Here is a 270-nt window from a genome sequence, read left to right on the forward strand (position 1 = left end):
CCAAAGTGCTGATCTACCGTGATGGCGGCTTGGCGAATGCTTTCATGATTGTTCACATCCATCTCGAGAAAAGATACTTCTAAATTTGATTTGCGAAGTTTATTAACAGCTTCTAGCCCTTTTTTTGAGTCTCGGCTTGTTAAGATAACTTTAAAACCTTTCAAAGCCAATTGGCGGACCAGTTCATAGCCAATTCCGCGATTACCGCCAGTGACTAGGGCAACTTTTGAGTCTGTAAACATATTATTATCCTCCTTGAAAAGAATGGAA

1 protein-coding gene is annotated in these 270 nt (G+C 40.4%); it reads right to left on the minus strand.

Annotation, left to right across the window (positions count from 1 at the left end):
• The coding region (locus tag EOC06_RS38995; RefSeq protein WP_128310201.1) for an SDR family NAD(P)-dependent oxidoreductase at window positions 1–242 on the minus strand (242 nt) is incomplete at its 3' end.
• Window positions 243–270: the final 28 nt, after the last annotated feature.

Origin of the sequence: Mesorhizobium sp. M7A.F.Ca.MR.362.00.0.0, from assembly GCF_004023175.1 — a bacterium.
In the GTDB taxonomy this organism is placed as follows: Bacteria; Pseudomonadota; Alphaproteobacteria; order Rhizobiales; family Rhizobiaceae; genus Mesorhizobium.